This window comes from Pseudomonas sp. 10-1B (assembly GCF_000935045.1).
Taxonomy (GTDB): Bacteria; Pseudomonadota; Gammaproteobacteria; order Pseudomonadales; family Pseudomonadaceae; genus Aquipseudomonas.
In genome coordinates this window covers 173,001-188,258 of the sequence record NZ_JYKS01000001.1, presented here as the reverse complement: position 1 = coordinate 188,258, position 15,258 = coordinate 173,001, and the positions used below count along the sequence as shown (strand labels likewise).

The window sequence follows — 15,258 nt, the reverse complement described above, 5'->3', positions numbered from 1 at the left end:
CAGACGGACTCCCCCATGAGCCTTTCCCTGTCCATGGCCGCTTTTGCACTGGCGGCTTCGATCTCCCCCGGCCCGGTCAACATCGTTGCGTTGGGCAGCGGTGCCCGCCATGGCCTGCGCGCCAGCCTGGCGCATGTGGCCGGTGCCACGCTGGGCTTCTGCCTGCTGCTGGTACTGGTCGGGCTGGGCCTGCATCAATTGCTGCTGCGCTGGCCATTGCTGGGCGTGCTGTTGCACTGGGGCGGCGTGGTGTTTCTGCTGTACATGGCGTGGAAACTGGCAGCCGACAACGGACAACTGGCCAGCGGCGATGCCGCGCCAGCACCGTCGGCCTGGCACGGTGCAGCAATGCAATGGCTCAACCCCAAGGCCTGGTTGGCGGCGGTGGCCGGGATCGGCGCCTATACCGGCGGTGAACAGCACTTGCTATGGCTGTTTACCTGGATCTACGGGCCGATCTGCTTCATTTCAGTGGCCAGTTGGGCGTGGGCCGGGAGCGTTGTTCGTCAGTATCTGGGCAACCCACGGCACATGCGCCTGCTCAATCGGGGCCTGGCAGTGTTGCTGGTGGGCAGCGCGGTTTATCTGGTCATCTGACGTCGGCGTTGCGGTAATGCCCCGGTGTTGCGGCCAAATGCTGTTTGAATGCCCGCTGCAGGTGCGCCTGGTCGGCAAACCCGGCCTCCTGCGCCACCTCGGCAATCGCCCGGCCTTGGCGCAACTGCGCGCGGGCCAGTTGCACGCGTTGGTCGAGCAGATAGCCATGCGGCGTCAGGCCGAAACGTTGGCGGAACGCACGAATCAGGTAGGAACGCGACAGGCCGCAGGCCGCGCAGATATCCTCCAGGCTCAGCGGGTCGCTGCGATGGGCGCGGATGAAAGCCGCCGCCGCGTCCAGCCGCGGGTTGCCCTCGCCGCCCACACTGGCATTGCCGCCAAGCAAGCCTGGCAATGCACTGAACAGGGCAGCCAGGCGGGCTTCACGATCCGCCAGGCGGGCATCGAACAGGTCGGCAGAGGCCTGTAACAGCCGCCAATACAAGACCGCTGAAGTGCTCCAGGTCTGTGCCGGCAAGGCAAACCCCAACGCCTGCAGCCACGGCCAGTCGACGAACAGCATCAGGTACGACCACGGCTCCCCAGCAATGGGGTTGCAGGCATGTACCACGCCCGGGTTCATCAACACCGTGGTACCCGCCGCCACCTCGATGCGCTGGTCGCCGTTCAGGTAGGTGCTGCGCCCTGCGGTGATCACCCCGATGGAAAAGCTCTCGTGGGAATGTGCGGCGTAGCACACCTGGCGGCCATCCCCTACCCGCCGGGCTTCGATGAAAGGCAACGCAGGGTCGCGCCAGAACCGTGATACCTCGATCATCCCTAGCCCCGCTGGCTGCTACTGCGATGTGCCCAGATACTACACGCTTATCACGGCAACAGGTCAGTTGCACATGACCCTTTCCATACTGGGCGGCGACTGCAGGTTGGCATAACGGCTACGCAAGGTTTCCATGAACGACTCACCCGCAGCGTCGCCACCATAGAGGTAGATCTTGTGCAGGCCGCCAAACACCATTTCGTGGTAGCGGCTGGCAACTTCCTCATCGCTCGGCCCCTCGGGCAGCCCCAGGTGCAGCGTGAGCTTGTCGCCTTCCATCGCGAACATCGGTGTGTCCCAGAGAAACTTCGCCGTGCCGGTCTTGGGCAAGCGGACAAACAGGTAGGCATGATTGCCCAGCGAATCGATATCGCCACCGCGGCGGCGCTTCCATTTCAACAAGCCGTCGTCCGGCCGTGCCAGGCACAGGCCGATGTCGTAGTAGTCGTAGCCCTGCTCCAGTGCCCATTCAAGGGCCATGAAGGTGGTGATCGAATTCACCTCGCGCAACTTCCTGGCATCGCTGAACACCGCCTCGCAATAGCCGAAACGCAAGGTGCTCCAGTAACGCTTGCCGCCACGTGCCACTTCGCAGCCAAGGTGGCAGCCGATGACCTCGTCGCCCAAGGTGATCAAGTCGAGCCGGCCGACGCCCTTGGCGATGCGAAATACCTCATCCGTAGGGAATTGCGCGGCGTGGATGCCCTGCCGGGCACTGGCATAGGGGCGCAGCAGGTCGCGGTCAGCCATGGCGATCTCGTCGTCCGACAGGGTCTGACGCATCTGGTACAGCGGGCGGCTCTTGCGAATGCTGCGCCGCAGTTCGCTGTCGTAGCGCGCGGTGATGTCCTCCAGCGCGCGCCCCAGTGGCACTACGGCGCTGAGGTAGTGCGGCACCGACAAGGCACCGGAAGTCGGCATTTCGCTGACCAGCACCACGTGGTTGGCAGCCACCGTGGCATTTGCGCTGTCAACGATCGACGCACTACCCTGGCCCTTGCCGGCAATCAGCAGTTTGGCCATTTCCCGTTGTTGCTTCCTGCCGACATAGACGATCTCGTAGGGGCTCTCCTGCTGCAACCGAAACCGGGCAACTTCCCAGCGCCAGAAACAGGCACGCGCCATCACTTCACGCACGTTGTTGGCCAGATGTCTCAATTCGTAGCGCAGGGAGGGCGATATGAACCTTCGCGCCACTGCCGTCAAGGTCGCTTTCATTTCTTCTTCGTCGTCCTTTGAAGTGCCCAGGGCCTATCGGAGAAAGACAATAATTCAGAAAAACGCTTAACAATCTGATAGTTACGGGTTAGCCCCTAACCCCTACTCCACATTCAGTAACAATTTAAGATGGCCGAAAACAGTTTGGCAAGCGGCACTCTGCGTGGATTTGCATGAAGTTTGCTGGCGTCAAATTTCCTCCATGAAATGCCCGCAACAGCAGAACTTCGCTATAAGCGTGCCGACACCGGGTGATATCCCATTACCACCTTGCTATAGAGCAATACCGTCCGATAGTTCGCTGCAAAAAAGCAGCATCGTGGTAGCCGCCTTCACAGACAGGCGCAGCCCATCCGCGTGAACCACACTGGTGTTTTTCCCATAGCCGGTGCATGCTCATATGCTGAAGCGATTCACTAGGCTCGAAACCCACCCAGCAATGTGAGGTGCAGTACCCATGGACCGTCTGCTCGATTCACTCTTCCCCAGCGCCGAGAACATCCCGGAAACCTGGCGCCTGGAAGCCCCTCTGGAACAACGCGACTACCTGGTGAATGGTGAGCTCAGGCGCTGGGACGGCCCCCTGGCCACGGTGCGCAGCCCGGTCTGGCTCAAGGAAGGTACCGATGAGCACCAGGTGGTGCTGGGCAGCGCCCCGCTGCTCGATGCCGACACCGCGCTCACCGCCCTCGATGCCGCCGTGCAGGCCTACGACAAAGGCCGCGGCGCCTGGCCGACCATGCGTGTGGCCGAACGCATCCAGCACGTCGAAGCTTTCCTCGCGCGCATGCGCGAGCAACGCCAGGCCGTGGTCAAGCTGCTGATGTGGGAAATCGGCAAGAACCTCAAGGATTCGGAAAAGGAATTCGACCGCACCTGCGACTACATCGTCGACACCATCAATGCCCTCAAGGACCTCGACCGCCGCTCCAGCCGCTTCGAGCTCGAACAGGGCACGCTAGGCCAGATCCGCCGTGCGCCACTGGGCGTGGCGCTATGCATGGGGCCGTACAACTATCCACTGAACGAAACCTTCACCACGTTGATCCCGGCGCTGATCATGGGCAACACCGTGGTGTTCAAGCCGGCCAAGTTCGGCGTGCTGCTGATTCGTCCCTTGCTCGAAGCGTTCCGCGACAGCTTCCCGCCGGGGGTGATCAACGTCATCTATGGCCGTGGCCGGGAAACGGTGAGCGCGCTGATGGCCAGCGGCAAGGTCGATGTGTTCGCCTTCATCGGCACGCACAAGGCCGCCAGCGATCTGAAAAAGCTGCACCCACGCCCACACCGCCTGCGCGCCGTACTGGGCCTGGACGCCAAGAACCCAGGCATCGTGCTGCCCCAGGTGGACCTCGACAACGCTGTCGAAGAGGCAGTCACCGGAGCACTGTCGTTCAATGGCCAACGCTGCACGGCGCTGAAGATCCTGTTCGTCCACGAAGACGTGGTCGAAGCCTTCCTCGACAAGTTCCAGCGCAAGCTGGCCGCGCTCAAGCCCGGCATGCCATGGGAGCCTGGCGTGGCGCTGACACCGCTGCCCGAGCCCGGCAAGGTCGACTACCTCGATGGCCTGGTCGCCGATGCCACGGCCAAGGGCGCGCGGGTGCTCAATGAAGGTGGCGGGCACAGCCGCGGCTCGTTCTTCTATCCCGCCGTGCTGTACCCGGTGAACCACGACATGCGCGTGTACCACGAAGAACAGTTCGGCCCGTTGGTACCGGTGGTGCCCTACCGCGACCTGCAGACGGTGATCGATTATGTACTGGACTCCGACTACGGCCAGCAGCTGAGCCTGTTCGGCAACGACCCGGCGACCATCGGCAGCCTGGTCGACATCTTCGCCAACCAGGTCGGGCGTATCAACATCAATGCGCAATGCCAGCGCGGCCCGGACACCTACCCGTTCAACGGCCGCAAGAACAGCGCCGAAGGTACCCTGTCGGTGCATGACGCCCTGCGCGTGTTCTCGATCCGTACCCTGGTCGCCACCCGCTTCCAGGAAGCCAACAAGCAGTTGATCAGTGAAATCATCCGCAACCGCCAGTCGAGCTTCCTGACCACCGACTATATCTTCTGACTGTCGCGCTTATAGAGAATCGGTCTAGCGTCACTGTCGATTTTCCGTCTGTGCAAACGACTCCAAGCAACAGGGCGCCGACCGGCGCCCACTGCAAAGGAGAGTCGAACATGGCAGCCAGACCCATCCCCGAAGGCCAGCACAGCATCACCCCCTACCTGGCCATCAACGACGCCGCCAAGGCCATCGAGTTCTACAAGAAGGCTTTCGGTGCCGTCGAGATGTTCCGCCTCGACGCACCCGACGGTCGCGTGGGCCATGCCGAACTGAAGATCGGTGATTCCTCGCTGATGCTCGGCGACCCCTGCGACATGGAAGGCGGCCTCACCGCCAGCCAGAAGCTCAGCGGCGCAGGCGTAGGCCTGCACCTGTACGTTGAAGACTGCGACAAGGTCTACGCCCAGGCCCTGGCCGCCGGCGGCACCCAGTTGCGCCCCTTGACCGACCAGTTCTACGGCGACCGTAGCGGCACCCTGAAAGACCCGTTCGGCAATATCTGGTTCGTCTCCACCCACAAGGAGGACCTCACCCCTGACGAAATCCGCGCCCGCGCCGCGAAGATGTTCGCTGGCAACTGAGCGGCAAGTTGAAAGCGGCGCGACTTTGCTTGAAGCTTGAGGCTCGTAGCTTGGAGCTGCTTCATGCGAATCATCGACAAAACCGCCGCCCAGGTGCGCAGCCTGACCCCCGCCGAAGAGGAGCTGCTGGTCGGCTTTGCCACCGGCAGCCTCGCCGGGCCACGCCTGCTGCAGGCCAACCAATTGCTGATGAAGGTGCGCAGCGCCAACCAGTGGCTGGCCTGCGACTGCCGCAACGACGCCTTGCCGGTGCTCAATGTCACCCTCAATGGCAACACCGGCACGCTGTTCCTCAAGAACAACCCGGGCACCGCCGACCACGCGCCCGGCTGCCCGTTCACCAAGGACGAGCGGGAAGCCGCCGAACAGGACAACGACCCCGCGCCCCCTGCGGCCTGGCTGCCGCCCGACACGCCCTTGCGCCTGATCGGCGACTTTCGCAGTGGCACCGCCAGTGCCGGCGGCGAAGGCAACGAGCGGCGCGAGCAGCAGCGCCTGCTGTCACTGCTGCTGACCTGGATCGAAACCAGCGGCCTGAACCTGTACGCCACGCACCTGAAGAAGGACCTGACCGGGCAGTTTGCCGAACTGCGCAGCGTGGCCAGCCGCTACCCGCTGCTGGAACGGGTCCCCGCCAGCAACTACCTGGAAACCCGCCTGGACATGAAGCACATGATGATGCTCAAGTCCCGCCTGCGCGAAGCCAAGGTATTCGGCAACCACCGCCGCCATGGCCTGCTGCTCGACTGCGTGGACCAGATCAAGGGGCGCAAGCTGTTCAACAACCGCAGTGAAGACGGCTTCGACTTCCAGGGGCACCACCTGTACTGGGGCGGCAACCGCACCACCGGGCCGCTGCTCGCGTTGGCGCTGTACTCACCGACCAGCGCCGGCAGCCATTACTACGAACTGATTCACGTGGCCAGCGTGCCGGTGCTGTCACGCGCCCACCTGTTCCCGGTGTATCGCGACGAGGAACGCGAGCCGCTCAAGGCCCTGGTGTCACTGGTCGACTGGATGGCCAGCAAGGGCGTGAAGGTGCAGATGCGCCGGCCAGTGATCGGCGGCCAGGTGATGGATGAACTGGTGATGACCTCGGACCAGGACCGGGTCCTGTCGGTGTCGCTGCTGGAGCAGCCCATAGGGCCCGAACCGGATGCCGAGAACTTCAAGCGCTATGCCGACTTCAAGAGCCTGGAAACCTTCCGCAAATTCGTCGCCGGCTTCTTCATGCGCGAACGCTGAAAACTTTTTTACCAGCTACGCAGAACCTGTGGGAGCGGCTTTAGCCGCGAACACCGGCAAAGCCGGTGCCATTCACCGCGCTGGATTCTTCGCGGGCACGCCCGCTCCCACAGGTACTGTGCAGGTTTCTGGCTAACGCTATACCTGTCAGCCCAGAAACAGCTTGTACGCCGGGTTGTCGGTCTCATCCCAATACCGGTACCCCATCTCATCCAGCGCCAACGGCAACCCTGCCAGTTCATCCCCCGGCACCTCCAACGCCGCGAACACCCGGGCCTCCGCCGCCCCATGATTGCGGTAATGGAACAGGCTGATGTTCCAACGCTTGCCCAAGCGCTCCAGGAAACCCAGCAGCGCCCCTGGGCGCTCGGGGAACTCGAAGCGCAGCACCCGCTCATCGGCGCCAGGCGCCGCATGGCCACCCACGGTATGGCGCACATGCAGCTTGGCCAGTTCGTTATCGGTCAGGTCCAGCACGCTATAGCCCTGCTCGCGCAGGCCAGCCAGCAACTGCTCGCGCGGATCATGCAGCGGGTGGGTCTGCACCCCCACGAACAGACGCGCCTCCTTGCCGGGGTAATAACGGTAGTTGAACTCGGTGATCTGCCGCTTGCCCAGCGCCTGGCAGAAGGCGCGGAAGCTGCCGGGCTGTTCCGGGATGGTGACGGCGATGATCGCCTCGCGCTGCTCGCCCAGTTCGGCCCGCTCGGCCACATGGCGCAGGCGGTCGAAGTTGACGTTGGCCCCGGAGTCGATGGCCACCAGGGTCTGCCCCTGCACGCCGTCGCGCGCCACGTACTTCTTGATCCCGGCCACGGCCAAGGCGCCGGACGGCTCGGTGATCGAGCGGGTGTCATCGTAGATGTCCTTGATCGCCGCGCACAGCTCGTCGCTGCTCACCGTCACCACCTCGTCGACGAAGTGCCGGCACAGCTCGAAGCAATGGGCGCCGATCTGCGCCACCGCCACACCATCGGCGAAGGTGCCGACCTGCGGCAGGATCACCCGCTCGCCGGCAGCCATGGCGGATTGCAGGCAATTGGAGTCCTCTGGCTCGACACCGATCACCTTCACCTCAGGGCGCAGGTACTTCACGTAGGCGGCAATGCCGGCGATCAGCCCACCACCGCCCACCGGCACGAAGATGGCGTCCAGCGCACCTGGGCGCTGACGGAGGATTTCCATGGCCACGGTGCCCTGCCCGGCGATCACGTCCGGGTCGTCGAACGGCGGCACGAAGGTAGCGCCGTCACTGTCGGCCAGCTTCAGCGCGTGGGCCAGGGCATGCGGGAAGCTCTCGCCATGCAGCACCACATGCCCGCCCCGCGAACGTACCCCTTCCACTTTCAGCGACGGTGTGGTGGTCGGCATGACGATGGTGGCCTTCATACCCAGGTGCGATGCTGCCAGGGCCACGCCCTGGGCGTGGTTACCCGCCGATGCGGTAATCACCCCGCGCTCGCGTTGCGCGACACTCAGGCGTGACAGGCGGGTATAGGCACCACGGATCTTGAACGAGAAGGTAGGCTGCAAATCTTCACGCTTGAGCAATACCTGGTTGCCCAGGCTGGCAGACAATGCAGGCGCAGCTTGCAGCGGCGTTTCGATGGCCAGGTCGTACACCGGGGCAGCAAGAATGCGCCGCACCTGCTCCGACAGCAGTTGCTGGGGGGTGACGGGGGTACGTAGGCTGGCGCTGAAACTGGTCATCGATGACTCCTTGGCTGTTTTCACGTTGCCCAGGAGTCAGAGAGAAGAAACCCGCCTCCAGGGCGGGTTCGGTGCACGTACGCGCTAGCCCGCCAAGCTGATAATGGCGGTAATAATAATGGCGTTCACGTGCGGGAAAGTATTCATGGGATGGCAACTTAGCCTGCCGCACCTTGGTAAGTCAACACTTGACCTGCTGCGCCGACAACGGCACATCGAACACCTTGTCGAAGCCCCACTGGAAGACAAAGGCGTAGACGAAGAAGAACACGAACAACGCCAGGTTGGTCAGCAGCGCCGCCCACAGGCTCACGTCCAGCCAGTACGCCACCAGCGGCAGCAGGATCAGCACCAGCCCGCCCTCGAAGCCCAGTGCATGCAGCAGGCGCCGCAGCAAGGTGCGCTCACGCTGGCGCTGGCGGGCTTCCCAGCGCTCGAACGCCCAGTTGTAAGCCATGTTCCAGCTCATCGCGATGCCCGACATCAGCACCGACAGCACGGTCGACTGCGCCATGCCGGCACCGAACGCCAGCTCCAGCGCAGGCGCCACGCAGGCGACAGCGATGGCTTCGTAAAGAATGGCCTGGACGATCTTGCGTGCCTTGCCTTGCATGTTCAGCTCCGTGGGTAAACGACCTGTAAAACTACAAGAAGTTGCCCACAAGAAAAACCCTGAAATTTGGACAACCCCGTGTTCGGCTGCTTGTATCTATCCAGTACAAACGGCGACATGTCGTACAACTTCGTCCAAGGAGTCGAACGGGGATAAAGACGATGGCCCATTGCGCCTTACCGGTGGTCGGCACATGAACCTGGTATTCATCGATTTTCTCACCTACGTACTGTTCGGCCTGAAGATCCTCGCGATCATCCTGGCCTCGCTGATGTTCCTGCTGGGCCTGGATGACCTGTTCATCGACCTGTGCTACTGGGGGCGCAAGCTGATCCGGCGCTTTCGTATCTACGACAAGTTCGAGAAGGCCGACGAAAAACGCCTGTTCGAAGTACCGGAAAAACCGTGGCCATCATGGTCCCGGCCTGGAACGAAGTGGGCGTGGTAGGTGAGATGGCGCGCCTGGCGGCCTCGACCATCGATTACGAGAACTACCAGATCTTCGTCGGCACCTACCCCAACGACCCGCAAACCCAGGCCGACGTCGATGCGGTATGCCTGCACTACCCCAACGTGCACAAGGTGGTGTGCGCCCGCCCCGGCCCCACCAGCAAGGCCGACTGCCTGAACAACATCATCGACGCGCTGCTGCGTTTCCAGCAGGACGCCGGCATCGAGTTCGCCGGCTTCATCCTGCACGACGCCGAAGACGTGATCTCGCCCATGGAGTTGCGCCTGTTCAACTACCTGCTGCCGAACAAGGACATGATCCAGATCCCGGTGTACCCCTACGCACCGGAGTGGAAAGGCTTCACCGCCGGCCACTATGTCGACGAGTTCGCCGAGAACCATGGCAAGGACGTGATCGTGCGCGAAGCATTGACCGGCCAGGTGCCCAGCGCCGGTGTCGGCACCTGCTTCAGCCGCCGTGCCATCAGCGCGCTGCTCGAGGACGGTGACGGCATCGCCTTCGACGTGCAAAGCCTCACCGAAGACTACGACATCGGTTTCCGCCTGAAGCAAAAGGGCATGAAGTGCATTTTTGCCCGCTACTCCATCAGCGACCCGGCGCTGACCCTGAAGCAGGAATGGCGCCTGGGCATGAGCCGCGAGTTCTCCCAGGTGATCTGCGTACGCGAGCACTTTCCGCGCGACTGGCAGCATGCCATTCGGCAGAAGTCGCGGTGGATCGTCGGCATCGTGTTCCAGGGCACCAGCAACCTGGGCTGGAGTCGCAAGGGCGCGCTCAACTACTTTCTCTGGCGTGACCGCCGCGGGTTGTTCGCCTACCTGCTGAGCTTCCTGGTCAACCTGTTGCTGCTGGTGTTGCTGGCCATGTGGCTGGTGACGGTGATCGCGCCGGAGTCGTGGCGTTTCATGTCGATCCTCAGCGACAGCTGGCTGCTGTCGACCTTGCTGTGGCTGAACGGGCTGTTACTGCTCAATCGCCTGTTCCAGCGCGGCTGGTTCGTCACCCGCTTCTACGGCATCGGCGAAGGCCTGTTGTCGGCGCCGCGAATGATGTGGAGCAACTTCGTCAATTTCTTCGCCAACCTGCGCGCCCTGCGCCAGGTGATGGAAATGGGCGATTCGCGTCGCGTGGCCTGGGACAAGACCACCCACGAGTTCCCCGCCATCGCCACCCCCGCCCGCACGCCGCTGGGCCAACGCCTGGTGGCCAAGGGCCTGATCAGCGATGAGCAGCTGCAACAGGCAATCACCAGCCCGGTGCGCCGACGCCTGGGCCGTGAACTGCTGCTGCGCGGCTGGCTGAACAGCGAACAGCTGGTGGCGACCCTGGCCGAGCAGCTAGACCTGCCCTGGGCAACGCTGAACCCATTCAAGCTCGACCCGCAACTGATCGCCAAGCTGCCGCGCAAACTGGCCACGCACTACGGTGTACTGCCGGTGGACGAAGATGGCGACACACTGATCCTGGCCAGCGAAAGCCCGGTCAGCCAAGTGTCGCTGGGGGTCATCAGCCGCCAGCTGAAACGCCCGGTCAAAGCGCGCCTGGCGCCACAGGGGCGCGTCACCCTGGGCCTGCGCTACCACTACCCAAGCCCTTGGCAGCAGCCAGAAACCCACGACATGCTTGCCATCCTCGAACGCCACCAGGACGACGAAGCACTGCTGGAACGGGTCAGCCACCACCAGGTCATGCTCGGCACCGTGCTGCAGGTACGCGGCATGGTTCCGGTCACCCTGTTCAACCAGGCACTGATCGACTTCGACCCCGCACACCATAGCCTGGGCGAGCACCTGATCGCCCGCGGCATCATCACCGAAGAGGTGTTGCAGCAGGCCCTCATCGAGCAGGCCAGCGAACAGCGGGCCGCCTTTGACCTGACCCGGGAGGTGGCATGAAGCCGCGTTTTTCCCTCGCTTTCACGGGCCTGCTGCTATGCTCTGCCACCCTGCCCGCCACCGCTTCGGCGCCGATGACCGAATTCCAGCGGTTCACCAGCTACCCATTCATGGAGCGCAGCTACCGTGAGGCCAAGAAAGACAACTGGGCCGAGGTCGAACGCCTGACCCGTCACGTACTGGGCCGGGTGCCGAACAACGACGAAGCCCGCGCGCTGCTGGTAGAAGCCCTGGCCCACCAGCGCCGCTACAAGGAAGCCCAAGCACTGGCCGAACAGTTGGGCGGCAGCCCCGAATACGCCAACGCGCTGCTCGAACTGCGCCTGACCTGGATCGAGCAGGACCCGCCCCCGGCCAGCCAGGTGGAACAATGGCTCGCTACCAGCGAAGGCACCCACCGGGTGCGCCTATGGCAGGCCTATAGCCTGAGCCTGGCCAAGTTCGGTGGCGCCGCCAAGGCGCTGGACTGGCTCAACCAGCTGCCGCCACGGGAGGATGGCCAGGTCCTGCGCCTGGCCAGGGCCAACTTCGCCGAGCAATTGCGCAACTGGAAGGAAACCATCGAACAGCTGCAGCCCCTGGCCGACAAAGGCCAACTGCCAGCGCAAGATTGGCAACGCCTGGCCAATGCCTATATCCAGCAGGTGGATGAACCCGGGCTGAGCAAACTGCTGGCCAGCGCCCCCTCCCGCGAAGCGGGCGATCAGGCGCGCCTGGCCATGGCCAACCGGGCCATCGCCGTCGGGCAGAAGCAACAGGCCATGCGTTGGCTGCATGCACTCCCGGCCGAACAGTTGAACCGCCCCGAGCAACGCCAGCAGCTGTGGGAACTGGCCCGCGAAAGCCATGACGCCCCGCTGGTACAGCGCCTGAGCAATGAACTGCAACGCCCCTGCCTGGAAACCGTCGACTGGTTGTCACGCCGGGACCCGGACCTGGCGCGCGAACAGTTCAAGGGCTGCAGCGCCAGCACCAACCCTCGCGCCTATGCCGTGCTCAAGCAACGCCTGTACGGCGACCCACCGCAGCCGGCACAACCGCGTACCGCCGCCGAATGGGAGACGCGCTACCGCCAGGGCGGCGACCTGACTGCACTCGAGCAAGCCACCTTCCTGCTGATGCAACAAGGCCAATACGAGCGCACCCGGCAACTGCTGGAGCAGGCCTACGACCGCCGTCAGGGCCGCCTCACGCCGTCACTGCTGCAGCGCCTGGGCAACCTGTATGCGCGTAACGACGGGCCACTGGACAACCGCCGCATGCTCGGCCTGGTCCCCCGTGTCGACGCCAATACCCGCGCCCAACTGCTCGGCCGACTGGCCGAGGCCGGCCAGTGCGACACCGTGCGTCGGGCGGTCCCGGCCACCCCGAGCGAGCCCGGGCAGTACCGTGCCCTGGGCCGCTGCGCCATGCCCGACCAACCCGGCGAAGCAGTGGTCTACTACCAGGCCGCCGAACGCCTGGGTAAGCGCGACAACCGCCTGCCCCTGGCCTACGCGCTGGAGGCTGCTGGTGACTCCGAGACCGCCCTGTCCATCTGGCGCAGCCTGCCGGACAGCGTCTGGACCGACAACGCCCGCCTCACCGCCGCCCGCGGTGCGCTGAATGCAGGCGACGCTGATGCAGCACGGCGCTATTGGAACGCCGCCGCGCACCACAACGCCGATGACTGGGCGCTAGGCGCCGCCATCGCCCAGCGCCAAGGCGACCCTCAGGCCGCGCTGGGCTTCCAGCGCCAGGCCCTGGCGCACAACCCGCGCGCCGACCACTACTATGCCGCCGCTAGTACCGCACAACTGGCCGGCGACAGCGCCCAGAGCACGGCCTGGCTGGCCGAAGCCGTGCGCCTGGCCCCGGAGCAGCCACGCTATCGCGCGGACTACGCCATGCGCCTGGCCGGCTCGGCGGACAAGGCCCTGCGCCGCCAGTCGATCCCCTACCTGGAGCGCGCCACCCACGACTTCCCCGAGGACTACCGCCTTGGCGAGACCTTGGCCTTGCGCTACGACGAAGTCGAAGACAGCGCCGCAGCACGCCGTGAACTGCGCCGCATCCTCGATGTGGAACAGAACCTGGTCGACGGCGACGACGAATACGGCAGCCTGGGAGCCCGCAAGTACCGCCAGCGCCGCGCCCACGAAAGCCTGTCGCGGCGCGATACCATCACCCTGGCCAGCACCTGGTCGCCCGCCGGCACCTCGACCAACGACAAGTTCCTCGACAACGGCCAACGCAGTGGCAGTTCGCGCCGGGCGCAATCCCAGAACGTACAGCTGGCCATGTGGGACCACGCCTTGGGCGAAGAGCCCAGCCACAACGGCAGCACCCTGTCGGTGTATGGCCGGGTACTGTTCGGTGGCCAGAGCCGCACCGACTATGCGCAAAGCCTGGGTACCGGCGTCGGCCTGCGCTACAAGCCGTTCGGCCAGGCCAACCTCAACCTGTATGCCGAGCTGTACCACCAGCGGCAGATCGACGACGAACACTACCGCGGCCTCAGCCTGGGCCAACTGCTGAGCCCGGCCAAGGTCGGCGGCAACTGGGGCGACCTGCGCCACCACGCCGAATCGAGCAACGACCTGCTGTTGCGCGCCACCGCTTCGTTCCTCGACCAGGGCGAGTGGCGCAACGACTGGCGGGTCGATGAAGACCAATGGAACGAGCGCTTCCTCTACCTCGACGCCGCCTGGTGGACCCGTGCCGGCGACCATGCCTGGCTGTCGCGCTTCCAGCAAGGCCACGCCTGGAAACTGCCCGGCAGTTCGCCACAAACCATCATGCCCTATGGCTTTGTCGAGTTCTCCAGCCAGGACCCGAGCAACGACTGGCGCCAGGACGCCCGGGCCGGGGTCGGTGTGCGCTGGCAGTGGTGGTTCGATGACGACCGTTACAACGCCTACCGCGGCTCGCTGAAAGTGCGCGCTGAGTACCAGCAGTCGCTGGGCGGCAATCTATACGAGCGCGCCAACGGCGTGCTGGTCGGTGTGGAGATGACCTTCTGATGCGGACGATCCTGGCCCTCTGCCTGCTTGCCCTGTGCCTGCCTGCCACAGCCGACCAGCGCCTGTTCTACCAACCCCTCAACCGCGATGCCAGTGTCACCCCCGCCCAATGGCAACAGCTGTGGCAGGCCACCGTAGCCCAGGGTGGCAAGACCCTGATCGTGCAGTGGAGCGCCTATGGCGACAGCGACTTCGGCGGTGCCCAGGGCTGGCTGGCCAACAGCCTGCGCACGGCACGTGCCCAAGGCCTGCAACTGGTAGTGGGCCTGTATATGGACCCCGCCTACTACCAACGCCTGGACGAGCTGGACGGCGAAGGCCTGAGCAGCTACTGGAAGGCGCAACTGGGGCGCTCGCTCAGCCAGTACCAGCAACTGCGCCAAGCCTGGCAACTGCCGGTGGACGGCTGGTACCTGCCCATGGAACTGGACGACCAGCATTTTCGCGATGCCGAGCGGCGCACTGCGCTGCACAGCCAGTTGCAGGCGTTCAACCGCCAGTTGGACAAGCCCTTGCACATCAGTGCCTTCAGCGCAGGCAAACTGTCCCCGCGAGCCAATGCCGCGTGGCTGGATCAACTGGCCGGGTTGGGCTTGACTGTGTGGTGGCAGGACGGTGCCGGCACCGGGCGTTTGCCGGCGTTGGTGCGCCAAGGTTACGAACAGGCCTTGCCTTGCCGTGCCGGGTGGGCGTGGTGCGCGAGGCGTTCCGCCAGGTGAGTGCCCCGGGGCAGGCGTTTCGGGCTGAACCTGCCGAACCGAAGCTGGGCGGCGGGTGCCATGCCGAGGCGGTGTTCGCCTTGCGCTACCGGCCTTGGGCAAGGGGGCTTCTGCCACAGAATTGAGTCTCCAGGCCCGGCCTCTTCGCGGGCACGCCCGCTCCCACAGGGCCTCCACAGTATCTGAAGACTGTGCGTTTCCTGTGGAAGCGGGCGAGCCCGCGAAGAGGCCGGGCCTGATAAAGCAGTACTGTCACAGGTGAAGCACAGATCTCAAGAGCCCTGGTGAACCTGTGGGAGCTGGCTTGCCGGCGATGGGGCCGGGCCTGGCATTGCCGTACTCACAGGAGCGCTC

At 64.3% G+C, this 15,258-nt stretch carries 9 protein-coding genes and 2 pseudogenes; 7 read left to right on the top strand and 4 right to left on the bottom strand.

Translation table 11 applies throughout. The features are described from left to right. The first annotated feature begins 15 nt into the window (after positions 1-15). The gene (locus tag TZ03_RS00785) at positions 16-597 is read left to right on the top strand and encodes a LysE family translocator (protein ID WP_051095074.1); all 582 of its coding nucleotides are present in this window, start codon (positions 16-18) and stop codon (positions 595-597) included. On the opposite strand, the gene TZ03_RS00780 is transcribed toward TZ03_RS00785, so the two are convergent. Then, on the bottom strand, positions 590-1,375 hold the full coding sequence (locus tag TZ03_RS00780; RefSeq protein ID WP_051095072.1) for a helix-turn-helix transcriptional regulator: 786 nt from the start codon (positions 1,373-1,375) through the stop codon (positions 590-592). The two genes, TZ03_RS00785 and TZ03_RS00780, sit on opposite strands and share 8 nt — an antisense overlap. A gap of 63 nt (positions 1,376-1,438) precedes the next feature. Next, the gene (locus tag TZ03_RS00775) at positions 1,439-2,593 is read right to left on the bottom strand and encodes a hypothetical protein (RefSeq protein WP_051095070.1); all 1,155 of its coding nucleotides are present in this window, start codon (positions 2,591-2,593) and stop codon (positions 1,439-1,441) included. A gap of 457 nt (positions 2,594-3,050) precedes the next feature. On the opposite strand from TZ03_RS00775, the gene TZ03_RS00770 reads away from it, so the two are divergent. The 3 genes from TZ03_RS00770 (at position 3,051) to TZ03_RS00760 (ending at position 6,493) form a co-directional block, all read left to right on the top strand. Continuing rightward, complete coding sequence (locus TZ03_RS00770) at positions 3,051-4,670, top strand: NADP-dependent glyceraldehyde-3-phosphate dehydrogenase (protein ID WP_051095067.1); 1,620 nt, start codon at positions 3,051-3,053, stop codon at positions 4,668-4,670. A gap of 110 nt (positions 4,671-4,780) precedes the next feature. Continuing rightward, complete coding sequence (locus TZ03_RS00765; protein WP_051095065.1) at positions 4,781-5,248, top strand: VOC family protein; 468 nt, start codon at positions 4,781-4,783, stop codon at positions 5,246-5,248. A 63-nt stretch (positions 5,249-5,311) separates the two neighbouring features. Further along, on the top strand, positions 5,312-6,493 hold the full coding sequence (locus tag TZ03_RS00760) for a hypothetical protein (protein ID WP_051095064.1): 1,182 nt from the start codon (positions 5,312-5,314) through the stop codon (positions 6,491-6,493). A 147-nt stretch (positions 6,494-6,640) separates the two neighbouring features. Here the strand turns inward: TZ03_RS00760 and ilvA are convergent, their stop codons facing one another. Beyond that, on the bottom strand, positions 6,641-8,203 hold the full coding sequence (ilvA, locus tag TZ03_RS00755) for a threonine ammonia-lyase, biosynthetic (RefSeq protein WP_082056499.1): 1,563 nt from the start codon (positions 8,201-8,203) through the stop codon (positions 6,641-6,643). Between the two features lie 181 nt (positions 8,204-8,384). Further along, entirely contained in the window at positions 8,385-8,816 is a 432-nt protein-coding gene (locus tag TZ03_RS00750) for a PACE efflux transporter (RefSeq protein WP_051095063.1), read from the bottom strand. Between the two features lie 193 nt (positions 8,817-9,009). Between TZ03_RS00750 and nrfB the strand changes: the two are divergent. The 3 genes and pseudogenes from nrfB (at position 9,010) to TZ03_RS00735 (ending at position 15,029) form a co-directional block, all read left to right on the top strand. Continuing rightward, a pseudogene (nrfB, locus tag TZ03_RS00745) lies at positions 9,010-11,183 on the top strand (cyclic di-3',5'-guanylate-activated glycosyltransferase NrfB). Further along, positions 11,180-14,185: a phage receptor gene (locus TZ03_RS00740; RefSeq protein WP_051095062.1), complete on the top strand. Its 3,006-nt coding sequence runs from the start codon at positions 11,180-11,182 to the stop codon at positions 14,183-14,185. Before nrfB ends, TZ03_RS00740 begins: the two are co-directional and overlap by 4 nt. Next, positions 14,185-15,029 (top strand): annotated as a pseudogene (locus TZ03_RS00735) (DUF4434 family protein). The gene TZ03_RS00740 and the pseudogene TZ03_RS00735 overlap by 1 nt, the downstream one beginning before the upstream one ends. Positions 15,030-15,258: the final 229 nt, after the last annotated feature.